At 29.9% G+C, this 25,700-nt stretch carries 23 protein-coding genes, 1 pseudogene and 1 riboswitch; of the genes and pseudogenes, 5 read left to right on the top strand and 19 right to left on the bottom strand.

What is annotated here, in order from left to right; translation table 11 throughout:
- The first annotated feature begins 97 nt into the window (after positions 1 to 97).
- A riboswitch (SAM riboswitch) is annotated at positions 98 to 199 on the top strand.
- A gap of 67 nt (positions 200 to 266) precedes the next feature.
- The 3 genes from ACF91D_RS08690 to ACF91D_RS08680 all read left to right on the top strand — a co-directional run bounded on the left by ACF91D_RS08690 (position 267) and on the right by ACF91D_RS08680 (position 2,698).
- Positions 267 to 452 (top strand): hypothetical protein, encoded by a 186-nt coding sequence (locus tag ACF91D_RS08690; protein WP_107590113.1) that lies wholly within the window; start codon positions 267 to 269, stop codon positions 450 to 452.
- Between the two features lie 314 nt (positions 453 to 766).
- Entirely contained in the window at positions 767 to 1,744 is a 978-nt protein-coding gene (locus ACF91D_RS08685; protein ID WP_107590112.1) for a tRNA dihydrouridine synthase, read from the top strand.
- Between the two features lie 429 nt (positions 1,745 to 2,173).
- Positions 2,174 to 2,698, top strand: coding sequence for a hypothetical protein (locus ACF91D_RS08680; RefSeq protein WP_107590111.1), 525 nt, complete (start codon positions 2,174 to 2,176; stop codon positions 2,696 to 2,698).
- A 271-nt stretch (positions 2,699 to 2,969) separates the two neighbouring features.
- Here ACF91D_RS08680 and ACF91D_RS08675 read toward each other — a convergent pair whose 3' ends face one another.
- Complete coding sequence (locus ACF91D_RS08675; protein WP_232166618.1) at positions 2,970 to 3,443, bottom strand: GNAT family N-acetyltransferase; 474 nt, start codon at positions 3,441 to 3,443, stop codon at positions 2,970 to 2,972.
- Positions 3,444 to 3,757: 314 nt separating this feature from the next.
- Between ACF91D_RS08675 and ACF91D_RS08670 the strand changes: the two genes are divergently transcribed.
- Positions 3,758 to 4,678 carry an ABC transporter substrate-binding protein gene (locus ACF91D_RS08670; RefSeq protein ID WP_107590109.1) on the top strand — a complete coding sequence of 307 codons (921 nt, stop codon included), beginning with the start codon at positions 3,758 to 3,760 and terminating at the stop codon, positions 4,676 to 4,678.
- A 761-nt stretch (positions 4,679 to 5,439) separates the two neighbouring features.
- Positions 5,440 to 6,993, top strand: a complete 1,554-nt coding sequence (locus ACF91D_RS08665; protein ID WP_232166619.1) for a trypsin-like serine peptidase — start codon at positions 5,440 to 5,442, stop codon at positions 6,991 to 6,993.
- A gap of 323 nt (positions 6,994 to 7,316) precedes the next feature.
- Here ACF91D_RS08665 and ACF91D_RS08660 read toward each other — a convergent pair whose 3' ends face one another.
- The 18 genes and pseudogenes from ACF91D_RS08660 to ACF91D_RS08575 form a co-directional block, all read right to left on the bottom strand.
- Positions 7,317 to 7,856: an NAD(P)H-dependent oxidoreductase gene (locus tag ACF91D_RS08660; protein ID WP_107590108.1), complete on the bottom strand. Its 540-nt coding sequence runs from the start codon at positions 7,854 to 7,856 to the stop codon at positions 7,317 to 7,319.
- A gap of 1 nt (position 7,857) precedes the next feature.
- Positions 7,858 to 7,998 (bottom strand): hypothetical protein, encoded by a 141-nt coding sequence (locus tag ACF91D_RS08655; RefSeq protein ID WP_158261783.1) that lies wholly within the window; start codon positions 7,996 to 7,998, stop codon positions 7,858 to 7,860.
- A gap of 1 nt (position 7,999) precedes the next feature.
- Positions 8,000 to 8,854: an aldo/keto reductase gene (locus ACF91D_RS08650; protein ID WP_107590107.1), complete on the bottom strand. Its 855-nt coding sequence runs from the start codon at positions 8,852 to 8,854 to the stop codon at positions 8,000 to 8,002.
- A gap of 109 nt (positions 8,855 to 8,963) precedes the next feature.
- Positions 8,964 to 9,827 carry a LysR family transcriptional regulator gene (locus ACF91D_RS08645; protein WP_107590106.1) on the bottom strand — a complete coding sequence of 288 codons (864 nt, stop codon included), beginning with the start codon at positions 9,825 to 9,827 and terminating at the stop codon, positions 8,964 to 8,966.
- A 560-nt stretch (positions 9,828 to 10,387) separates the two neighbouring features.
- Positions 10,388 to 11,674, bottom strand: a pseudogene (locus tag ACF91D_RS08640) (ISL3 family transposase).
- 174 nt (positions 11,675 to 11,848) lie between these two features.
- The gene (locus ACF91D_RS08635; protein WP_107590105.1) at positions 11,849 to 12,241 is read right to left on the bottom strand and encodes a DUF5084 family protein; all 393 of its coding nucleotides are present in this window, start codon (positions 12,239 to 12,241) and stop codon (positions 11,849 to 11,851) included.
- Positions 12,231 to 12,644, bottom strand: a complete 414-nt coding sequence (locus ACF91D_RS08630) for a DUF4064 domain-containing protein (RefSeq protein WP_107590104.1) — start codon at positions 12,642 to 12,644, stop codon at positions 12,231 to 12,233. The genes ACF91D_RS08635 and ACF91D_RS08630 overlap by 11 nt, the downstream gene beginning before the upstream one ends.
- A 30-nt stretch (positions 12,645 to 12,674) precedes the next feature.
- Positions 12,675 to 13,010, bottom strand: a complete 336-nt coding sequence (locus tag ACF91D_RS08625; RefSeq protein ID WP_392436867.1) for a cystatin-like fold lipoprotein — start codon at positions 13,008 to 13,010, stop codon at positions 12,675 to 12,677.
- A gap of 44 nt (positions 13,011 to 13,054) precedes the next feature.
- On the bottom strand, positions 13,055 to 13,513 hold the full coding sequence (locus ACF91D_RS08620; protein ID WP_119626798.1) for a DUF5083 family protein: 459 nt from the start codon (positions 13,511 to 13,513) through the stop codon (positions 13,055 to 13,057).
- 11 nt (positions 13,514 to 13,524) lie between these two features.
- On the bottom strand, positions 13,525 to 13,938 hold the full coding sequence (locus tag ACF91D_RS08615) for a YwqH-like family protein (RefSeq protein WP_107589863.1): 414 nt from the start codon (positions 13,936 to 13,938) through the stop codon (positions 13,525 to 13,527).
- Between the two features lie 12 nt (positions 13,939 to 13,950).
- Entirely contained in the window at positions 13,951 to 15,213 is a 1,263-nt protein-coding gene (locus ACF91D_RS08610) for a T7SS effector LXG polymorphic toxin (RefSeq protein WP_107589862.1), read from the bottom strand.
- Positions 15,214 to 15,224: 11 nt separating this feature from the next.
- Positions 15,225 to 15,515, bottom strand: a complete 291-nt coding sequence (locus tag ACF91D_RS08605) for a DUF3130 family protein (protein WP_107589861.1) — start codon at positions 15,513 to 15,515, stop codon at positions 15,225 to 15,227.
- Between the two features lie 2 nt (positions 15,516 to 15,517).
- On the bottom strand, positions 15,518 to 16,597 hold the full coding sequence (locus ACF91D_RS08600) for a hypothetical protein (protein ID WP_107589860.1): 1,080 nt from the start codon (positions 16,595 to 16,597) through the stop codon (positions 15,518 to 15,520).
- Between the two features lie 12 nt (positions 16,598 to 16,609).
- Positions 16,610 to 21,040, bottom strand: coding sequence for a type VII secretion protein EssC (essC, locus tag ACF91D_RS08595; RefSeq protein WP_107589859.1), 4,431 nt, complete (start codon positions 21,038 to 21,040; stop codon positions 16,610 to 16,612).
- 20 nt (positions 21,041 to 21,060) lie between these two features.
- Positions 21,061 to 22,383, bottom strand: coding sequence for a type VII secretion protein EssB (gene essB / locus ACF91D_RS08590; protein ID WP_107589858.1), 1,323 nt, complete (start codon positions 22,381 to 22,383; stop codon positions 21,061 to 21,063).
- Between the two features lie 13 nt (positions 22,384 to 22,396).
- Positions 22,397 to 22,639 carry an EsaB/YukD family protein gene (locus ACF91D_RS08585; RefSeq protein ID WP_107589857.1) on the bottom strand — a complete coding sequence of 81 codons (243 nt, stop codon included), beginning with the start codon at positions 22,637 to 22,639 and terminating at the stop codon, positions 22,397 to 22,399.
- Positions 22,639 to 23,073 carry a type VII secretion protein EssA gene (gene essA / locus ACF91D_RS08580; RefSeq protein WP_107589856.1) on the bottom strand — a complete coding sequence of 145 codons (435 nt, stop codon included), beginning with the start codon at positions 23,071 to 23,073 and terminating at the stop codon, positions 22,639 to 22,641. Before essA ends, ACF91D_RS08585 begins: the two co-directional genes overlap by 1 nt.
- Positions 23,074 to 25,700: type VII secretion protein EsaA (locus tag ACF91D_RS08575; protein ID WP_392436863.1), on the bottom strand; the 2,627-nt coding region annotated here is incomplete at its 5' end.

Here is a 25,700-nt window from a genome sequence, read left to right as displayed (position 1 = left end):
TCGTTACTTAAAAAATCCATTTTCCTTGGTAAAAGTATTAAACCATTTATTTGTAACACACAATATAATTCAGTATAATTATCTTAATAAAATAGTTCTCTTATTAAGAGTGAGTGGAGGGATTTGGCCCTTGGAAGCTCCAGCAACAGCTTATTTGCGATGTGCTAATTCCAACAGTATTTAGACTGAAAGATGAGAAGATGTGTCATGCTCTTCTTAATTGGAAGAGCTATTTTATTGTATATAATTGTAAAGGTGGTTATATCATGAAATCATGTCGTGAACTATATGCAGAATTAGATTATTGGAAACAATTTCAGGCTAAGAACTTTTCAGGTAGTGTGTTAAAACGAGGTAAGATCAACCAAGTTGAGTCTCAGATTCGCCAACAGATTGATGTTTCAAACAATAAAGACGCGATTTTGAGAATCACAGATTCAACTCAATCATAGTTTGTTAAGCGGAGGTCTATGAGCGCTCCGCTTTTCTTCTATAATATTAAAATTTCAAACCAATTAAACGATGATAGCGTAGTATGAATTAACTGCAATTTCACATAAAATGATAATCACTATAAATAATTTAAAATTTGATTGTTTGTTACGCTCTTCATTGATAAAATTATCATAGTTATAATACGTATTTTATACAGTTGAAATCAACTTCTTTATTAAAGTTATTACTGTTCAATATCCAGTTATTTTATGGTAATATCATCATGTGTAAAAAGTAGAGATATTAAGAGAAAAGAAGGTTTATATATATTATGAAAGAAAATTTTTGGCGTGAATTACCACGTCCATTTTTTATTTTGGCGCCAATGGAAGACGTGACGGATATCGTCTTTCGCCACGTGGTTAGTGAAGCTGCTAGACCTGATGTATTTTTCACAGAATTTACCAATACTGAAAGCTTTTGTCATCCAGAAGGTGTCCACAGTGTACGTGGTCGCTTAACATTTAGTGAAGATGAACAGCCAATGGTCGCTCATATATGGGGTGACAAGCCAGAGCATTTCCGTGAAATGAGTATCGGTATGGCAGAGATGGGCTTTAAAGGTATCGATTTAAACATGGGTTGCCCAGTAGCTAATGTTGCGAGCAAGGGTAAGGGATCGGGTCTGATACTACGTCCTGAAACTGCTGCTGAAATTATTCAAGCAGCGAAAGCGGGAGGTCTACCGGTAAGTGTAAAAACACGTCTCGGCTATTATGATATCGATGAATGGAGAGATTGGTTAAAGCACGTCTTTGAACAAGATATCGCAAATTTATCGATTCACCTACGCACCCGTAAAGAGATGAGTAAAGTAGATGCACACTGGGAATTAATAGCAGAAATTAAAAAACTGCGTGACGAAATCGCACCAAATACATTACTAACTATTAACGGTGATATCCCAGACAGAAAAACTGGCCTTGAACTTGCTGAAAAATATGGCATTGATGGCGTGATGATTGGTAGAGGTATCTTCCATAATCCATACGCATTTGAAAAGGAACCGCGCGAACATACAAGTAAAGAACTATTAGGATTATTACGATTACATCTCGCATTATTCAACAAATATTCCAAAGACGAACCACGCCAATACAAACCTTTACGCAGATTCTTTAAAATCTACGTACGTGGCATGAGAGGCGCTAGCGAACTACGACACCAATTAATGCAAACACAAACGACAGACGAAGCAATCGCATTGCTCGACGAGTTTGAAGCACAAATGGAAGAAGTAGAATCCTAAATTTTTGAAACTATAAAAATCTCCCTTGATAACAAGGGAGGTTTTATTGATTATATGGGTTATAACTAACACTCCAAATAGTTATGCTTTTTATCAGTAAGGAACTTATGATTATTATTTTTGAAATATGCCCCCTTTATTAAGTACTCCACTGAAAACACGTTGATATCTATACTCATTTTGAATACTATTAGTTCTTCACATTATTTAATATTGCCATAATTTTCAAATACTGAAACTTTTTAACTCTCCCTTTCATCAGATATCAGCTAACCCATTTCCAACATACATATTCACGCTTTATATATTATAATTATTATATATAATTAACATAAGGTGGTTCTCCACTCTGTTCCGAACAAAATTTAGAATACCCAAAAATAAAAGTAGAACTTATGATACAAACTTAAAAAGAATAGGTGGATAATATTGAATATTCAGTTAGAAAATTTAAATATTAGTTTTATAAATGAAGATCCTGCACCTTTTTTTCAAGTAGAAAATGATAATAGATTAAGGCTAGATATAGACTATATTAACCGAGATAACCTTACTCGAATAGTTAATATACTCTTTAAAGATGATGATAGTATTAATCTTTCGTATTATTATGGAACTGTTTTTCCAAAAATATTTAAAGAGCCTACACGAATAGGTAAGTATATTTCAATAAACAACTGGAAAGAAGAATTAATTGAAATAGAAAATGAATTTGATGAGAAAGAAATTTATGCAATTGTAACGATTAAGTCTTTTAGAAAATCTGAATTGATTAATTACCTCTTATATTTAAAGCATGCGTTAAAAGATCCTTACATGTGTATTTATAATGAACATAATCTACTATGTAATAGTAGCGATGTTATAGATATTGTTAGCTCCTCAACGACAATGATAAACGATTTAAAATCGATTTATGAACCTATCGTAAATCACTTTTATAGTGAGGAATAAATAATTAAAACCGCCCCTATCACGGGTGGTTTTCTTTGTAACATCATCCTATTGTAATTGATTATAAATATACTTCTCTCATTTTTTACCAATATATAAACATAAAAATTTCTATTGTTTTAAATAAGCAGGTCGATCAAAAATTCCTAAACTATTTATCTACTGATGCTCCTAAATTTAATTTTGGTTGGCTGGACAAATATTAATTCGCCCGGATTGATGCAATTTTTTATAGTAGGATAACCATACTGCCGCATAAAACTCAGTAAAATCATATTTTCCGTATTAATACAATTTCGTCTTTAATTTCAATTCCATTTTCTCCAACTAGTGGAATAGTTGGCTTTAATGTTCTTGCTTTATCCACTGCATTAGGTAGTATTTCTGTTATTCTATAGCCCTTCTTTTGATAAAAATAAAGCGCTCTTAAATTCTCATTTGTTGTTATTACTTTTATTCTTTTTATACCTATATTAATAGCTATTTCTTCTGTTTTTGTTATTAAATTACTTCCAATACCAATATTTTCAATATTACTATGTAGCGAAATTATTTCTATATAATCATTAAATTTTTTATAAGATAATAGACCTAATATCTTTCCATTTTCATAAGCTATGATACCTGGTAATTCTATAAGTTCGTATGCCCCTGATGAAACAACAACACTGTCAATATTGTTATCAATTTCAAATAATTTTTCTAACTCTATTTGATCAAAATTTTGTGTTTCTATATATTGCACTGTAATCACCCTCATTTTTTATCGATTTCTAAAAATAATAAATCATCACTTAGTTGCTACAAATGTTTCAATATTAACGCTAGATTCTAAGTTTATATTACCCCCTATTTGCTCTTGTGCAGCGTTGCTTTAACTATTCACAGCTCTAAATGCTATATAAAAACATGTAAATCCCCTGACATAGCTTTACCGCTAAATTTTGAATCATATACAATTTAAATTTTTAAAACTATGTATTGCTATACTTTCCTACCATGCTATAATTGATAAAGATTATCAATTTCAATTAAAATTATTTTGGGAGTGTTAATTTTATGAAAAGAATAGTGTTTGTAATGCTATGCATGATTTTACTTTTATCAGCCTGTGGTAATAATGACAGTAAAGATAAATCAAACGACACCAAAAGTGATAATGCTTCAACAAAAACATTTAAACAAGATGATGGCACTAAAGTTAAAATACCTAAAAATCCAAAAAGAATTGTTGTTTTACATCCTACATATATTGGTACTTTAGTAAAATTTGGACATAAACCGGTTGGTGTTATAGATTTTGTTAAGCAAAATAAAACGCTCGACGATGCAACTAAAGGCATTAAAAGAATAGGCCAGGGCAATATTGAACAAATTGCAAAAACAAAACCAGATCTGATCATTACAACTCAAGAAGATAAAAATGCTAATAAGCTTAAAAAAATTGCACCAACATTACAGATGGATGCAATGAAATCGAATTATAAAGAAACGACTAAAGAACTCGGCGAAATTGTAAATGAGCAAGATAAAGCTAATAAATGGTTAAAAGAGTGGGACAATAAATTACAAAAAGATAAAAGTGCGCTTGGTGATAAAGTTAAAGGAAAAACAATTACTGTTTTGCAATCAACACCAAAAGGTATAAGTGCATTCGGTCAAAACTACGGTCGTGGTACTGAAATAGTTTATGACGGATATGGTATGAAACAACCTAAGTTATTAGAAAAAGAAACGAAAAACGCTTATATGGCTACACCATCTGAAGAACAACTTGCAGATTACACAGGAGATTATATTATCTTAGCCACAATGGGAGAAAAACCTCCATTTACACAGAAAGCAAATTGGAAAAATTTAGATGCAGTAAAAAAAGGACATGTTATTAATTTAGATTTACAAGATACACAGTATAATGATCCTATCTCTTTAGAAAAGCAAAGAAAAATTATTTTAAAACAACTAAAAGATATGAACTAAATTCAATCACTGGGCGATACAACAAATAATAAAAATCATAATGGGAGTTATGAATTAAATGCAACACCCAAGGACACAGTAGAATTTCACAATCGTATGAGTGACAAGTTAAGTCTGTGTGTAAATGTCAATTTGTGATAACAGCATATGAATAATAGAACGTGGGACAAAATCCCCAGAAAAATAGCACTCAGATAAATTTCATTTATCTCGGTGCTTCTTTTTATTTATAGTATTATTGGCTTGCTATACTAAGGGACAACTTTCGCCTATAGTCTTTAGAACGACCTATTCTCTCAGGAATACTGCTAAAACACGTCATCTAAATATGTAATTTTATATTAAAACACTTTAAAAAATTAGTCCTTCATAAATCTAACTGAATTTATCTAACCTAATCATTAGTAATACTACTTAGAAACTGTAAAAGAGAGACTAAATACCACTTTACAAATAATGTTCCTGAATAAACCTCATTTCCTATTAATGACATACTCCTATTTTTCTTCTCATTCCATCCACGATACCAATCTTCTCTTTTTCCCTACCTAATAATCGTTATCAAAACTGTATAGACAAACAAAATCACTCGATAGTTTCATGTGAAGTTAAGATTGATATAGCAAAAAATTTTCAATTTATTATTTATCAAAAATTCGTCCAAAAATATATTGCTAAACACAATATTTTAAATATATAATTATAAAGAAAAATTGCACTCAACTTTTTAACTTAAATACAAATGAAGGGAAACTAATTAAGTGAACAGAAAAATTCATCTAAAACATTATATTTATAATATTATATCAGTTCTAATAATTATTGGTTTAATTGTGGTATTTCATGCTAATAAAATTAGTGCCTCTGAAATCAACACAAATGAAATACAGTCAACCAACTATAAAACAATTGAAGATATACCAACTAAAGTAAAATCAGATTCCAATGATATCAAACAAACCAATCTAGTTGTAGAAAAGAATAAAAAGCAACAAACAACTCTATCACAAAATAATAGTTTATTAAAGCAACCCAATACAAGTAATGATATAAAGACACAAACTGACAAACAATCAATTAAAAATACAAAAACAAGTGCAACGAATCAATCAAAAACGCAAAATCATATAGTAAAGCATAGTAAACCTAAACAATCTTCAAGTATAGTCAAAGCCACAAAACCTCAACAACTACTACATTCAAAGAAAGCAACAAAAGTTAAAAAGAAACCGGCAAAAATAAAGCATAAAATTTACAAAAATAAAAAGGTTATAATTCCAAGTAAAAAGAAACAAAATGCAGTAGTTAAATCTACTAAATTAAAAACAGCACATAAAGGTTTACCAACAAAAAAAGCAAAATCAAATGGTACTAAAAAGTTAAAAGCGCAAACATTATCAACAACTGTAAAAAGCAAACAATCAAAAGCACAAATTAAGAAGGCAAAGGCTTCTAAAGCTGTAAAAGTAAAGGTTACTCCAAAAACTAGTAAAAAAACAAAGACAAAGAGTAACTACTATAATAAAGCGCCTAAGGCTTGGTCATCAAAAATACCTGGTAGTGATAACGTTCGAGACTTTGGACAAACGACCAGTGCATCTGGTATCAACGATGCATTAAAAATCATGAAAGCTTCTGGAAATAAAGGACTTACTTTAGAACATACAAATGCAAAATCAGCCAATATTGCAACTATATTCAATTGGAATCCCACAGCAAAATCATTAACTTATGGTACTGGGACTGCAATTGGCAATCACACAATATTGACAGCGAATCACGTTATTAATGATCAACAAGCACATAAACCAATGACACCTTCATCAACACAAAATTTAAGAATAAATTTATTACAAGAAGGCTCGAAAATAGTACGTACACTCAAAGTGACTGGTGTCAAAATGTCACAATATGGCGATGTTGCCCTATTATATACAGATGAAGATATTTCAAAATATATGAAAATACGTAAAATTGCTAATGAAAAATCAATTACGAATATCAAAGCTAATACACCTATTCACCTATATCATTATGGCTTACCGACTGGAAAATTCAAAAATGACCCAATGGGTACTATGTACTATTCAAAAGGCAAATATTCACTCATGGCACGTAATGTAAATCCAATGGGGTATTATCAAATTATGGCTGAGCCTGGCTCTTCTGGTGGCGCCATTTTAAATAGTAAAAATGAAATTTTAGGCGTACATGCTTTTAGAATTGATTCAGGTGATTATAAAAAATATCATTTGAATACAATGGCAGAGTTAAGAGGCAAATTACGTAAAGATATCATTAATAATATAAAATAACATTTTAGTCGCTTATCTTTAAAATAGACAGACACTAAATCCGTGACAGTTATATAAAAGCACCTCCATATCAATCATTTAAAATGAAAAATATGGAGGTGTCTTTTTCTATTAAAGTTAAATATTAACAATATATTAAACTCATAATAGTAGGAACTTAAAAATCTCTTTCTACAATCCAATAAATTAAATACTGAAGTATCTGCTTATTACTATGTCTATATTTGTATGCAACAAAGCACGCATCCACAACATCCGTATTCACATACAGACATAGACAATGACTCAGTGTCTTCAATTAAATCATCATAACGACAATCTTACTATTCGTACAATCCTAATAATTCTTGATCTGTCGTGATATATTGTTTAAATTGCTCGACATATGCATTAATTTCCTCTTCACTAATAACTAATGCATTATTAAGAATAAATGGTCGTAAGTACTTAGTACCTATTAAATTACTAGTTGCTTGTAATGGCCGTAATAATTCTTCGACAGTATATTTGACCTCGCCATCTCTTTGATAGCCTACAGCTCCTGTTGTTGTTGACACCAATAGCTCTTTACCATGAAGTTGCGTACCCGTAGAACCGAATGCCCATCCATAAGTCAACACATCATCTTGCCATTGTTTAAGTAATGCAGGTGTGCTGTACCAGTAAAATGGAAACTGTAAGATAATACGATCTGCTGCAGCTAAGTGTTTTTGTTCTTCAGCGACATCTATTTTAAAGTCAGGATATAAGTCATACATACGACGAACGATTACATCATCACTATGCTCTAATCCCTCTGCAATTGCTCTATTCACTCTTGATTCTTCTAAATTTGGATGAAAAACTAATACTAATGTTGTCATTTTATTGCTCCTTTGTATTTTTTATTTGATGTTTAAGATAATCAATTCGCATGATTTCTTGTTCCTTTTCATGAATTTCCTTTAACAATGCTTGACGTTGATTACATAATTGCTCATATTGCTTCTGCTTCGAATTATCCATATCACACAGTAAATTGGTTAAGCATATCGAGTGTCTTTTTAAATGCGTGACCATCTTCTGGTAGCTTAAAGCCTTCACCACTATTTAAAGTAGCTATCAAATCCATATCTTCTGCTGATAATTCAAAGTCAAAAATATCAATATTCTCTTGCATACGCTTAACATTGACAGTTTTTGGTATTGCAATAATATCTCTTTGCATAAACCATCTTAAAATAATTTGCGCGACGGATTTATTGTATTTTTCACTTAACTTAATAAGTTCTGGTAATTCAAAAACGTTATTACCGCCATTAGCAAATGGTGCCCAAGCTTCCATCTGAACATCGTATTCTTTCATTAAATTATGATCCTCGACACGTTGATGGAAGACATTCGCTTCAACCATATTAATTGCTGGTTTCACTTCGTTAAATGTGATAAATTCCACTAATTTTTGTTGCGTAAAATCATCTACACCTATCGCACGAATTTTACCTTCTTGATACGCTTCTTCTAAATAACGCCAAGCGCCATATACATCACCTATAGGTTGATGAATTAAATATAAATCAATATAATCTAAATTTAGTTTTTTTAAAGAGCGTTCTAAACCTCTTTTCGCACCTTCGTATGAGTTGTCAGTCAACCATAACTTAGAAGTGATAAATAGCTCTTCTCTAGCTACCTTACTTTGTTGAATGGCTCTACCAACCGCTTCTTCATTTCCATATGCTGCAGCCGTATCAATTAAACGATATCCTGCTTCAATCGCTTGAACTACTGTTTGCTCTGCTTCTTGTAAATTTGTAACACGAAAGACCCCTAATCCTAATTTCGGCATTTCTACACCATTATTTAATGTTAAATATTCCATTGATTCACGTCCTTAAAATTAAAAAAGAGTATTCCTACTTGGGATACTCTAAGTGTAATTTGGCATTAAAGAAATGTATAATACTTATATCAAATGATTTGTTATTCATTTATTGTATTTCTTTGATGTATTTTAAAAATGCATCTGTAACTCTCGAATTAGGCTTCTCTTGATGCCACGCCAAGACAGAACTTAATTCTAATTTAGGTTCAAGAGGAATAAACTTTAAATCGTCATAATGATGATTTAAATTAAGTGTAATCACCACGCCTTTACTCGCTTTAGCCATAACTGCAGCATTATAACTCAAGTTATAGCGAACCTTCCAATCCATATCTTTAGCATACTTGCCTGACCAATGAGCAAGTTCCTGTTGTACAACCCTGTCAGAAATCGTAATTACTTTTGTCCCAACTAAGTCACCAGGTTGAATACTTTCATAATTGTAGTACGGAGAAGCTTTATGAACCAAAGTGCCCCATACTTCCCTTTGATTCATACGGATTACTTCATATTTACTTAACTCTACAGGCTCAACTAATAAACCAATATCAATCAACCCTTGATCCAACCAAGCTTTTATATTATTGTTATTCCCACTGTTCAGAATAAACCTAACATCCGGGTGTAGCTCTTGGAATCCAGCTATCCACTCAGACAATTCCTCCATACTTTGCAATTCGCCACAGCCTATTTCAATCTCACCTATTAATTCCTCACTTTGTTTCAGCTCACTTTTAGAACGGTGAGATAAATCAACCATCTCTTGCGCACGTCTTCTAAACAATAACCCTTCATCAGTTAATTCAATATGATGATTACTACGTTTAAATAACGAAACTTCCAATTCAGCCTCTAACTGTTTCAATTGCCTAGATAAAGTCGGCTGAGTCACGTGCAGAATCTGTGCAGCTTTCGTAATATTCTCTTCCCTTGCCACCATTAAAAAATATTCTAAAACTCTAATATCCATTGATTCACCTACTTTTATGTATTAATTGTGCTATCTTCGGCACTGACCACCAAAAGTTATATTTTAGTTTAGTATAATATTTCAAATACCAGTTTCCTAATTATTAAGGCCATTTCGTTATAGTTATTATGATGACAACTGAAATTTTTGGAAAATAAAATTAGAAAAAGTGAATCACAGTTTGGACATATGGAAAGGTCATCCTTATTAAATAATGATGATGACCTTTTAATCTTTATTCTTTACACTATGTTCAAATCAGAAAGAGAATCTAATATTTGATTCTACAAATTAAACTTTTGGCTATCTGAAATATACATATACATTTCATCATCCCTCTAAAAAACCGCATCACTTCTGATAAGCTTCCCCCTATTACTGATTTTGCAAAATATCTACCAAATATAATCTTAAGAGCTTATATTCAATCAAAATATAAGTAAGACTACTTAAGCCAATAAATTTATACCAGTATTTCTCAATTAATGAATTCAATGACATTTCAAGGTTATATATTTTGGTTCTCCGTCAAATTGGATTGATGAACTACATCCTAAAGATTAAGCAACTACGTAATTTGGTTGCTTAATCTCTTTTTTTATATAATCTGCATAAAGCCTAGAACATAATATGATTCTGTTTCGCAAATGATAGTAATTTCTATAACCAAAAGAAACACGTTTAATTAATTTGATTTTATTATTAATTCCTTTGTATATTTAATGTATTCGCTATATTTGCGAAGAGAACGTATCACAGTTTTAAATCTTGAATGTAGACTGGATATATTAACTGTTGATAATAATTGAATAAATGTATGATAATTATTATTTTTAAGACATAAACGGAGTTTATTCACATATTGATATGTATTATCTAATTTTGAATCCAGTGAAAGTATATAACCAACAATTCCTTTTTCAGTTTTCCATTCTTTAAATAATTTAACTTTTTTATAATGAAATAATTCTAAATACTCTATTGGTTTTAATACAAGCTTCCAATAACGTTTGCACTTATTATAATCTGGATTATTTGTATATCGAATGGCATTCATTGCCGCAACACGAGCTATATTGAGTGCACGATTAAGAGCTTGTGCTATATGGAAACGATCAATGATTATTTTGCCATTAGGGAATGTAGTTTTAATCAGACTAATGTATGGTTCATACATGTCAATCGTAATCGTTTTAACTTTTTTACGTTCGTTTAAAGGAAAACGAGAGAAGTACGTCTTTAAGGCAGATAACCTACGGTCTTCGACAATATCAACAATACAATGTGTTTGAGCATCAGCAAAAATAAAACTCATACTACCAGCTACGTTTTTACACTTTTAAATTCATCCATCATTATATGTTCTGGTAAAGATTGAAATGGAGTATGATAGAGTTGACGTGCAGTCTTATCTATATAGCATGAAACTGTACTAGGTGAAACGAAACAAGCTTGTGCTATGGATTTTTCCGATCGTATTTCATTAGCTTTATTTAAAATAGCAAACTTCGTGTTATTTGAAATATTACAGAAAGCATCTACAAGATTTGTTTCAGCAGTAAAATAAGATTCACAGTGTTTACAATAAAAACGTTGTTTAGCTAATATTAAATAGCTAGGACGTTCATTCATTTTATTTAGTGTAATTTTAGATTTTTCATTCCATTTTTAATAATCATTTTATTACTATTTTCATAACCGCACATAGCACACCTTGTAGGTGTGTAAGTCAGTTTGTCAAAATAAAATAGACGGTTCCAACTTTTAACGACTTTCTCCTCAACAGTTTTCTCAAATTTTATATTTTTATCTTTAATTCCAAGCGTTTTTGTTATAAACTCATTCATAGGCGCATTATCTCCTTCTTTATTGTGTGGTAACTTTAATTATAGAGATATTTGCGCCCTTTTTATATGCATAAAAAAATTGGACTGTTGAGAATAATTTCTCATCAGTCCAATTTATTATAGAGCCGGTAAAATTTACTACAATAGACTAATCCTTCTTGGTAAATGACTTTTTCACTTCTTTAACTGCAAATATTGTATTTTAAACACTAAGCAAGTACCTACAATATAAAATAAAATACCTAGTACAAGTACAATTAAATCAAAACTGTGAAATATATTTCCATATAATTGTTCACCAATGTTATTAAACCCTTGGTTCATGGTTACCAAGAATACGATTCCCATAAATGTTATTACTGAAAATGTACCTATAATTGATATGTATATTGTGGGTTTTGCCACATTTTCAAATATAGGTTTATTACGTTTCGGTGTGTATACCACAAGCCACATTGCATTTAGTGCAATCATTGCAAAACATCCTATACCTAAAATAAAACCTTTTACACTTAGCATGCATAAAATACCACCTATTGCTAGTACAATCCACCAACTACGATTCATATTTCATGTCCTGAGTTTCTTGACTCATTTGTTTTTTCTTTTGTTGAATCAATAAAATACCACAAATTAACCAAGCAATAAATGTAATCATATTAAAACTCACAACTGCACCTATAATATATAATATACCGCTAGTTTTTAACGAAGTTTTCATCTTTTTCAAACCAATGATGCCTAAAATATCAGCAATAATTGCAACGATAAACAACACACTAAACAGAATTGTAAATGTTAATTTAGATGTTGCTTCATTTTGTACTGTCACTTCTCCATTTACAGTAGTAGTTAAATCTGGACTAAGTACTCCTGTAATCGTTAAAATCAAATACACCAAAAATATTAATGCTAAAAAGCTTTGTAATATAATTCCAATGAGAGATGTCACTTTAATTATTTTATTCATTTAGGTTCTCCTCTTAATTTATATAATCTATTATTCTATTCTTTCTTTTTTATAATCTGCTTTATGCTCTTTAACATACTTTTCTGGATTTATGTCTCTTTTATAATAAATTTTATCGTTTTTAAATTCATAAGTAGCCAAAAACATTTGATCTTTATCTTTAAATAATTTATATCCAATAATAATTAGTTTTCCATTTTTATACACATAAACATTTGTGTTTTTTTCATCAAATTCTTTTACAACATCTGAATTTTGTTTAGCCATTTCTTTATGTGTTTCTTTTTGTATATCTAGAACCTTATTAATGTTTTTTTGATACTTGTCGTCGTTATTACTACAAGCTGAAAGTAAAACTGTCATCATTATCAACAACACTCCAATTCCCCTCATATTTCAACACCTATCTATTATTTTTTAAACAAATCTTGTAATTCGAATGGTTTTTTATCTGCTTTTAAAAAGAACTCCCAAAAATGATATGCCGGTTGTCCTGAAACCTTATTTTCTCTAAATGATCTTACATGCAGGAGTCTAAAGTAAAATGCTATAAAATAAAGCAATGGAATCATATATAATATAGATAATACTTTGGTTGCTTTCACTCGGTTACACATTTCTATATCTGAGGCATCACAAGTTACTTTTCGAGTAAATAAAAAATATGTAATGATTTCAATAATAATGGTTATTATATAAACACATATAAATGTAAATAGTACCGTCAAAGCCAAGGTATCGATAAGATTATCATTGTATGAAAAAAACAGTGGTACTATAAATGGTAAAGGTAAACCAAATAAGAATACTATAAATGGCAGTATTTCAAAAGCTAATAGTTTTTTATTTACACTTTTTATTTCTTTCAATATTAACACTCCTAATTTAACATCTTTTCAATACTAGATGAAATAGAATTAATAGCATTCTCTAACCCTACTAACACTCCTCCTAAAGAACTAACCTCATTTTCCATTTCGGCTATTTTATCAATTAATTTATCTATATTTTCATCAATTTTATCTACAGTATCTTGTAAAGAACCGTTTATCAAGTCTTCTTCGCTTTTTTCTTCCCATTTTTTATTATTATCACCTATCCAATAATCATATTCTTTAAATATATTATGACTAGATTTTTTATGTTCTTTAACATCATCTTTTAGCTTCTCTAGTTTCTTTTTGATTTTTTTTGCTTTTTCTATTTTTTCATTTAACTCACTCATTTTTGCTTGGGTTGCTGCTGACTGACTTTTTTTTGAATTCAGAGTATTTAACAATTCTATTTTGGACATAATCCCCCCCCCTTACCATGTTATTTTAACTTTTCCACCAAAAATAAACTTAGCATCAACCTCTATACCATGTGATCCTACTTGCGCAGCACCTCCTGCTTGAGCTCCTACACTAGCTCCCACATCAACATTTACTCCACTTATTTTCAAACCTCCATCTATTCCGGCACTAGCTCCGACTGCTTCCGCTTGCGCCCCTACACCATCTCCACCAGCATTAACTCCTGCTTTTGCTGATAACACATCTCCATATGCTGCACCATGTACATTATTTTTATCTTCTCCTATTTCCCCTTGTGCTCGAGCATCTATAACTTGTGCCTCTGCATTTGCTTTTATATGCTTATTAGTTATTTCTGCTTCTCCTCTAGCACTTGCTACCTCAATTTGTGCTGCTCCTTCTGTATAATCACTTTTAACTTTACCGTCTAAGCTGCCAACCAATGCTTCTCCACTAGCTCCTGCACCGTCTTTACTAGAATATGCTTTACCTTTTACTGCACCTATTTGTGATGTGCCTACGGCGTGACTATCGCTACTATAACCTTGTACTCTCTGCAAAGCACTATTTCCATCTGCATATTCTACAGGACTGTCTGCTTTCATTTTTTTGAATTCGCCTGAATCAACTTGATTTTCATACCATTTTTCTCTTGTAATAGAATTGATTTTTGAAGTTATTATTCCATTTTTATCATGAATTTCATTCGTTAACTTTTTAATTTGTGTTAATAAACCATTAATATCACTAGTTATTGAACTTAATGATTCTACGCCAGATTTATCCATCTCATCTAATTTTTCATTAGTTTTAGTGATTTTTTTCTTACTTTCTCCATAATCACTTTCAACTTTTTCTTTTTTCAATGAAGAAGTGTTTATAAATTCCGAAGCTTCATTAAGTATGCTTGATGAATCAGAAGTCACATCAATAAATTCATTTTTCATTTTCTGCACTTTTTCTTTGGTATCACTTAATGTTTTCGATCCTATTTTAGCATCACTATCTTTATCACAATCTTCGCCTAACTCTTTTAATTTTTTAACTGCTTTTTCAAAATTAGTTATCACATTAATTGATCTAGCAATAGTACTTATATGAGCAACTTCCACATACTTTTTTATACTATCACCTGCCTCACCTTTAATACTACTTGTTCTCGACAAAAACTTGCATTCTGTATAATGATCATACAATGCTTCGTTTAATTTTTCTTTCACCGAAGATGTTTTCTCTAGATAATCATTTATTTCTGAACTTACTAATCTAGGCATATATTTGTCACCTAACTTTCATTTGAAATTTTACTAGCATTATTTTGGTCATTTTCTTTTATTGTTGCTGCAATTTTATCCATTGATTCTGCATCAGTTTTTATCATTTTTGAATACATATTTATAGCATCTGTTAAATCATCAATTAATTCATCTAACTTATCGATACTATCTAAAATTATTTCGTTTTTTGCTTCTTTTATTTCCTCTACTGATGTTGATTTAATTTTAGTTTCACCATTTTCAAATTTACTAAGTTGATTTTGAAATTCTATTGGATCTAAGTATATTTCTTTCGCCATTTTTACACATCCTTAAAATGTATTTCAAAATTTTCTATTATTGTATTTTCTAGCAACGTATTTAAATTGTCTAACTCTAATTCATTTAAATTAAACAAAATGTTATCCAACATCAAATTACTACCATTTAATTTCGCTAATATTTCATAAAAGTTTCTTTTATCATCTAAGTATAGCTTTTCAATCGATTTTCTAAGTAGATAGACATAGCGATTAAATTGTTCTTCGGTAACTTGTATACCGCTTATCATTTTTTCAAAATCTATTTTTTTACCCACTATTCCTATTTGTTTTTTTGTACTATGAATTTGAAATCTACCTTTATAGAGATGCATCCCTAATATTAATAAAATCGAGTATTCATATTCTTTTCCACTAAAACTCGAACTATATAATAAGTAACCTAAATAATTATCAGAATTTCTAGCCACTTCGTTTATTACTTTTTGCTTATTTTTCCTATTACTAGTGGGATAATAAAATTTTTCTTTTCTTTTTTGAAACCTTTCTAATTCATCCTTGTTTAAAATATCATGGCTTATATTTACCATAATATTTTCTTGAAATATCATTTCTTTAACAAATACTATTAAATTTTCACTTTTAAAATCCCATATATCATTTATTATTTTTTTTAAATCAAAATCAAAATATTCATCATATTGTTCCATAAATTTTAAAGTAGCTCTAAATTCAGTGTTTATAAAATTAAATTTCATATCTTCTTTTGCACTACTGATAGCTTTGTTTAAAATTTGTTCGTTTATTTCTAAATTTTTCAAGTATCTCACTATTGTATTATACACAGTTTTATAGTTGTCTAAAAATTCTTGTTTCATATGGAATTCAAATGAAATAATCGTACAGTCCATATAATTGTTAATATCCACTTGTATGTTCATATTCAACAACAATTGTTGAATATAATGCGCATAGATAATTGGAGTTGCATTTACAAAACTGATTTTTCCTTTTTCACTAAAATTAACAATAGACTGTCCTATTCCAGTGCCAATTATAAAATGAGTATATATTTTATCTTCACTTAAAATACCATTACTGCTATTTAAATCAAACTTCATTTTTATCCCTCCTTAGTCAAACAGTCGGATGCGTTTATAGCTATACTCTGAAATATTATACATTTCCTTGTGTTTAAGTATGGGTTCATTAGAATTATATTTCACTTTGATTAAATCTTGTTCACTAATACTCATGCCTATAAATGCTTCGCTTACTATTTCTTTAAGTAATTTAGCTTCTGTTTTAAATCCACCTATCGTATCTTGATATAAGCCAAACACAATTGGATAAACGTTATTCTTAGGTCCATCTAAGAAAATCGTCTTAATTTCCTCATTCGTAGGATTTGCAACATTTATGAATTCTTTATAATCGGTTATTACAACAAACCATTGTTTTTGAGGTTCAATATTTTTAATGAAATTTACTAATTCTTTTTTAAATCCTATGACATCTTGATTATCATCACAATAAAGATAATTTTGATATTGTGACTGTTTTAATCGACCGTTAGGATCTAAGACTGCTATTTCGTAGCTTTTCGCTACATCATTTAATTGTTTTTCTAGAATTTCAAAACCTACATCTAAGTCACTCGGCTTGGATGAAGTAAATAGATTTGTTGAATCTAGCTTAATTCCAACTGGTTTTACTTCTTCAAATTCTAAACCTATTGGTAATATTTGTTCATTTTTTATCAAGTTGTCAAATTCATATTTTTCTTTAAATACTTCAATTTCAACTTTCTCCGGCATCATTGGAATGTGTGCTGGATAATCGCCTACATAGTGTTCTTTCATTTGTGCAACTTCGTCTTTAATTCTATCGTTATAAGTTTGACCATCTTTCAATTTAAATGGCTGTGCTATTTGCATTTGTGTGAAATTATCATCATTTATAGCTGCACGCCCTTTTATGTCTTTTACACCTTTTTTATAAGAGCCAATAATATTTGTTAATTCGCTATTTTCAAATAAGTACAGAGCGATACGCGTTTTTATATTTGTGAAAATTGCTGTTTTAATTGCATTTGATCTAGAGCCTGTTAATATTATATAAATTCCTAATGCCAATCCTTCACGTGTAACCTTAGTCATCATTTCTTCAAAAGATTCAACAAATGGCGTCTCTTTTACAGTGTCATAATTGTCAATAATCACAAAAACATTGGGTACAGCATTCTGCGTTTCTCTATTATATTGTTCTATATTGACCACACGCTCTTGACTCAGTAATTGTTTACGCATTGAAATCAATTGATTCACGCGTTTAATCGCTTTTTCAATCTTGTCCTCTTGATCTACTGTAAAATAATCTGCAACATGTGGGACATCAGATACAGGCATCAATCCATTTGTTCCAAAATCAAATAAATACATATGTGCTTGATCTGGACGATAATGACGAGCAATATCAAATATCGCATTGTGTAAGAAAGTTGTACGTCCATATCCAGGACTCCCAATGACCGCAATATGGCCGGACTGTTTTAACTTAAATGATAATGGTCCTTGATATTGTTCTTCTGGAACATCTTTTAGTCCTATTGTTAACTCTACTTCTTGTGGTCGGTCTGACCATAACTTTCTAAAATCTGTCTCTATTAAATCCGTTTGGTAAACAGCTTCTGGCAATGGTGGTAACCATGGACGTTTGACACGTTCCACCCCTAAATGTTCAGTGACTTGATCAATGTGATTTATCACAGCTTCTAACTCTGTTTGTGCTACTTCAGTCTCACTATTATCCAAACCACTTAAATCTTTGTTAATAGGTTGAAGTTGCCCAAATTCATTTATCATATATATCGTTTTATCTTCAACTTCCAGCGTTTCACCTGAGGTATTATATGATGCACCACTCCATGCAGATTGGAATAATTCATAAATTTCATTATTACCTACTTGTAAATATGCACGACCAGGTACTGTTATATCTGCTGCATCAGGTGTTTTTAATATTTCATTACTGTCTTGTTTATCTTGAACTTTCAAAGCTAATTTAAATTTAGAGTTTGACCAGATTTGGTCATCCACTACACCTGATGGTTTTTGTGTAGCAAGAATTAAATGTATACCTAATGAACGACCTATACGTGCGGTTGATACTAGTTCTTTCATAAATTCCGGTTGCTCAGATTTTAATTCTGCAAATTCATCTGAAATAATAAATAGATGTGGCATTGGTTCTGTAGCTACCCCATCTTTAAAGAGTTTATGGTATTGATTAATATGGTTCACATCAAATTCACCGAAAAGTCGTTGACGTTTACGCAACTCCGCTTTTATAGAAGTCAATGCACGCATAGCTTCATCACCATCTAAGTTGGTAATTGTACCTACTAAATGCTTTAAGTCTTTAAATAGATTCGCCATACCTCCACCCTTATAGTCAATTAATAAAAATGCTATTTCGTGTGGGTGGAAGTTGATAGCTAATGATAGGATATAGGATTGAATAATTTCTGATTTCCCTGAACCGGTTGTTCCTGCGATGAGACCATGAGGACCATGTGCTTTTTCGTGTAAATTTAATGACAAAATATCGTCTTTACCACGTACACCCAAAGGCACAGACATAGTTTTAAATGTTTCATTTTGTTGCCAACGTTGCTTTATATTGAGTGCCTCTACTTCTTTAACGTTATACATTTGTAAAAATGTAATACTGTTTGGTATTGCATTTTTCATATGCTCTATATGATTCAAATTCGCTAACCTGCGAGCAATATATTCTTTATTAATATCGCCACTACTTTCAGGTGTGAACTTTAACTGAACCAGTTCTTCCTCTTTCATTACTAGCTCGCCCTCTGTACGTGATTTGATATCAATAATAGTTCTAACATGCTCAGGTAAACTTTCAATAACATCATCAACAAAGATTAGCGAAATACCATATTCTGACAAGTCTTGATTAATATATTCTAATATTACGTGATCGATAATTAATGACATATCTGTAATTACAAATATGAGATGTGGACTAAATATAACTTTTTCATTTCCTATGTTTTTTTCACGTACAGTTTGAATCCGTTCCTTTATCAAACTATACATAGACGTTAATATTTGGTCACGAGTTCTTTGGTTGTAAACAAACCCTCGTATGTTTTGAGTTGTAAAGGTCATATGCGGCAACCATCTCGACCAATTAAATATTTCACGTTCATCCTCACGTATAACAAATAAAAACTCTATATCATGATAACTATGAAACGTGGACAATTGTATGAGCATTTTTTCCAATTCTTCCACAATTAACTTACGATTACCTACATATGCAATTGGTCCATGTATTAAATCATTAATTAATGGAGCTTGTTCCACATCTTTGTAATATTCATATACTTCTTTGGCATCATCAAAAAGCTCATCTCTCCGCTGGATAAACTCATCTTCTTGGTAATCAAGTTCAAATGATTTTTTTATATTTGTTATTCCTAATTTATAGTGTAAAAAATCATGATGGTGCACCGTTTTTTCATATATACGCGATGCTTTTTGTTCGACTATATCTGTAATTTCAGGTAACGTGGGATAATGAAAATTAAGGCTAAACCGCTGAACTTGAATAGCTTTATTAATTTCTTTAGATTTTTCATTTAAGTACTGCTTATAGTCTTTTTCTCTTTTTTGGACTTCTTCTCTATACCTTTTCTTCTCAGTAAAGTATGTCGTTATACCAAATATAATAGTTACCAAACTCATACCAATCATCATGAAAATATACACACCTATGGGACGTACTAAGAATATAACTACTGTCAACGCTATCATTACCAATGGGGGAATAATTGCTCTCCATATCATCGTATTATTTTTTTGAATTGGTTGAGGCGGCTTTTCAATCTTAATTTTATCTGTAGGTTCACGATGTATAATTCTAGGCGAGCGATGATAGTCATTAATCTCTTGTTCGTTTGTATCTATTTCATTTTTTATTACACGTATTAATTTAGATTTTGCTTTTTTATGTGAACTTATAGTTATGCCATCTTGTAGAATTTCAAGACAAACACCCTCTATAAATATTTGATCGCCTATATACAATTTGTTCACTTTATCTTTTCTTAATTCATAGTTAACATACACATCTATATCGCTATCATGGTATAACCTTACGAATCCTTTCTCTTTAATAATATTGATATCTTTAATCATTAACACACTTGATAAATCTATTAATGAAATATCTTCAAATTCATTTGGTCCAATGGTCATAACTTCTTGTGCTGATGGGTATGAAAATGTAGTCATATCACCTTCATTAAATATCGATATTGTTAAGTCACCATGATTCGTTTTTCTTACTAATGATTTAAATATAGTAGTGTGGTTCGCCTGCCACATACCTTCATCATTTTGCTCTAAATGTATAACTTCATCTAAATTATCAATAATAATGTCAGCCTCTTTATCATTGCTGATTGTGTATGTTCTATTATCTATTAGATTCAGTACTTTTAATTGCTCTTGATACTTTATCACCATCTTAAGCATAGCTAGTGACTCACCCCAAACTATTTTTTACGTTCTGCTTCTTGTCTCTTCTTTTTATCATCTTGTTCTTGTTTTTTTTGTTTCTTTTCATTTTCTTCTTGCTGTTTTAATTTTTCATCTTTTTCTAGATCTGCTTTTTCTTGATTTTGATTTTGTTCTTCTTTAACTTCTTTTTCTTTATCTAAAATATCTTGCAGTTTTTCGTTATACTTTTTAGTTTCCTCTGAACGTTTTTCATTGGATAGATTAGGGTTATTTTTTATACCATTTAATTTATTTATTAATGTTAGTTTCATGATGTCATTATCATCTAAGTATGTCGCAATGTTTAAAGATTCATCTAAATGACCTTGACCTAGTTCCACCCAATACAATAAATAATCTTTATTTGAGTTAGGCGTTATGTTTTTTAACAGATTCTCTTTTTTAGCTTTTTCTAGACCTTGCTTATTCGTTTCTATATAACTCTTTGCATAAATATAAAGTGCTTCTTTATCTAATTTTTTAGCATTTAAATCCTCATAATCTGTTAAAACTTGTGAATAGTTATCTTTTGCATATGATTTATAACCATTTTCAATCTGATGATTCGTCTTCATTATCGAGAAATATGTATATGCTAAAAATGCCATTAAGGTAATTGCAATTATTCCACCTATAATTGCCATCCATTTAAAAGTATTATATTTTGTTTTTCTTACATAATTGAAATTGTTAGAATAATCATGTTGTTGTTTATCGTATTGTTCATTTAAAAAATCTATTAATTCATTAAGTGATTGCGTTGCAATAACTTTCTTTTCAAATGGTGTTCCTTTATGTAATTCTAAATTTCCTTCAACTAATGCATTAAAAGAAGTTTTAGTGTTAAATGCATTGATAACAAGTGCTTTGTAACACGTTAGAAATTTCTCATCTGATATTGCTAACGGGGGTAACACATTTTTTAAGCCTCTTGTTTTCACTAATGGCAAACCATCTTTTGTAAAATAAAGATCGTCAGCAGATAAAGAGAATGTATACCTCGTTTCTTTGAGCTCTACTAATTTTGAAATGTTCAATAAATACCTCAATTTTTCATTTTTTGAAAAATTTTTTATATCCTCAAATGGTATTGTATGTCTTGAAATATCGTAATGAATTTGAAAACTATCTTCTAATTCTGTCACTTCAGCATCAATATAGTATTGTTGCTTCTGTTCTAATAAACTTATTAGATGATAATGTTCTTTTTTTATTGAAGTTTTTGATATTTCTCTCATGTCATCTCTTGTCGATTTAATAAAATTTTCTTCACCTAATGGTTCTAACTCACTATGCTCCTCGCTGTTATTTCCAGTCATATTTCATATCTCCTTATAATAATTTCAAAATGTCGCCATTAGCTATTTGAAAATCTATCAACCTATCATTTCCGACTAACAATTGCTGTTTTGTCGTAACTTTCATTTGAACTTTATAATTATAAATATCTAAATCTAAACTATCTATTATCAAAGGAATTAACGTTTTTAACGGTACAAATATAGGCACTGCTAAATCATAAGTACCATAGCTATAGTTAGAAAAATCAACCGTAACTTTTTTATGCTGGTTCATTACGTTTTTCTAATCCCCTTTCTTATTGAAAATATAATGACTCCTATTGTTAAAAAAGCTCCTATACCCAATAATGCATACGGAAGTATATTCTTCTTTTGTTTGCTTTGAATATAAGGACTTTTATCACTATATGAACTTTTTTTTAAATTTGTTGAAGAAGCAAACAATATCTTTTTTGCTTCATCCAAGCGAGTTGTATGACTCACTTGGTTTTGAAACATATTATTTTTCAACTTTTGCTTTTGCTCTTTTTTATTCGCTTTTATTTTATCGTTTACTTTTTCACTATCCTTATCAAATAATGTTGTATCATATTGATTCAAGTCATTATGAATACTCTTTTTATCTTCTTGTTTAATATCAATATCAAGGCTCCCACTTTGACGATCTGCAGTTAATAGAACCATTGTTAGTAATCCTTCAATTACCATCTAAGTAAGCCTCTCCTTCTTAAACTGCTTGATAAAAATATTTAATAAGTAACCAATTATCGCTAATATAGATAAAATGATTAATGATGTAGTAAATGGATGTTCAGCATTCAAATAATTAAACATCATTGTGTCTATTTGTGATAATGGTGATAATTTATTTATCAAATTACCATTACTGAAACTACTCATTGAATTCATAGCTATAAAGTAGATAGCTAGTACAGTGATCATGATAAACATACCTAAAGATCTCAATTGTCGAAGTAAATAACTATTTATCAGTACAAATACAACCATTGTTATAATTACCATAAAGATAAACTTCATTTTATATCCAGATAATACTGAATATTGGTTTAATGCAATTATTCCTATGATTAAACCTTCAACTATACCTATAACAGTAATAATTGATGAATTTATTATGCTATTCCACAAGTTATTATTTTTACTAAAATCTTTTTTAATTAGTTCTAATGAGCCTTTACTATGTTCATAAGTATAAATAATATAGGCTGTCATCATTGCAATTAAATACATTAGTAACACAAGAACTGTAGGTGATACAGTGTCATTTTGTTGTTCTTTTGCAAGTACATTTTCTAAATTCTTTTTATTAATTGGATTACTCATGAACGATTTTAATGCTTCATTTTGACGATCGCCGTCTTTAGAATTTTCCAATACTTTTGCAAAACCTTTTGCAAATAGTAGATTATTTTTATCATTATCAGTCATCTCTTTATTTAAATCATTAGCTCTTGAACCTAAAGATTTGCCACTTGCATGTAACTTATTTACATTATCATCAAGCTGATTTAACTTTCCGCTTATTGATTCAGAAATTGATTTAGATTCTTGACTATCTGATAATAATTTTGTACTTCTTTCAGATAATTGACTTATATCTTTATCAAGATTAGTAGATAAAGTTGTAAATTCTTCTTCTTTATCCGTATTAATTTTTGGTTCGCTCGGATTTTTATCTAACTTCATTTCTGTTTGTTCTAAGTTTGTAATTAATGATGAAATCTCATCCCTATTTTTATTTATTTCATTTTTGTTATTGAAGATATCATTTACCATATCGTCAGATAAATTATCCAATCCATCAACTTGATTCAATAAATTTTTCTTATCAGTTTTAAAGTGTTTCATATCATTTATAACTTCGTTCACCATAAGACTCGTAATTGCTTTGTTATCAAATTTTTCATTAGTCGGTTGCAAATTCAAGTCTTCATATATATTATATTGTGCTTTGAATCGTTCTAATGACTTAAGTTGTTGTTTAATATCGGCATTGATTAATTGACCTTCTAAATTATGATTAATAGAGAGATCTACTACACTTGCACTCTTTTGTTGGTTCTCATACCCCTCATTTGCCGCTTGAACTACTTTATTTGTTTGTCCAAAAAGTAATTGTAAATGCATTGTTTTATTTTTTAAAAATGCACTTTGTGATTTATTATCTTCTTTTAACTTAGCTATTCCGTTTACTTTTACTTTATATGACTTATGTGTTGTATCTAAATTTATATCTTCATTCTTAATGTCATATTTTTTATCGTTAATATAAACATTGCCTTCGAAATTAAAATTAGGATCTGTGGCGATAGTTAGTTGATTTATATCTTTACTATTGATTGTTTCTTCGCGCTTTATGCTAACACCTTCACTAGTGAGTTTATATGTGTTGTCGGCACTTAATTCACCATGATACTCGTCTTGTTTAATCATTTCATTAGGATGTGTTTTTTTAAATTCATTCTTGAATTTTTCCACATCACTCAATATTTCTTGATATTCTTCTACTGATTTTTGTGTAAGACCAACATTTTCTAAATCCTTATTAGATAAATTAAAAATGTAAAATTGATCCTGTCCTGTTCCATCATTTTCTATTGCATTACGCAAATTATTAATCATAGTGTCTTGAACTTTTTGATTATCTTCATTTGTCTGTTTTAGTGCATCATTAAGTTCTTTATTGTTGTCTAATTGTGAATTGATAGATTTTGTCAAACGATCTCTATAGTCATCAATCATTTCATCTGTAAATGGTGATTTTTCTTTTTTTATATCATCTTTTATTTGCTTTAGATTATTTTCATAAGTTTTTTTATACTCATCTTTTGATTGTTGATCTGAATCATTTTGTTGTTTGAGTTGGTTGTCCATTTGTTTCAACTGTGAAATATAATCATTAAGCTTTATCGATTCTTTTTGAGATTTATATTCTTCAAGTGTTTTTTCCATTGTTGAAATATGTTCACTAAAAATTCCACTCTGGTCTTGAACTATCTTAGATGCTGAATTGTTTGTATTAATGTTAAAAACACTAGAATCTGAACTTAATAAAGTATTATTGTATGTATGCATCAAATTTGTAACATCATTATTAGCACCGAGAGAATTAACTAAAGCATCAGTAAATAAAATTGGATAATCATTTAATGGGTTCAGTAAATAATTTGAAAATTGTTTGTTTACATGTTCTTCTCTCTTCATAATATCGCCAACATTTTCCTGGGCATTATGTAAATTATCTATAATTCCTGTTAAATAAATTTCTATGAGATTTTTATTAAAATCTTTTAAGACACTGCTTACTACTTTCT

The sequence above is a fragment of the Staphylococcus sp. 231237_7MaSpsaltlick genome (assembly GCF_043107035.1).
This window is presented reverse-complemented; position numbering and strand designations above follow the sequence as displayed.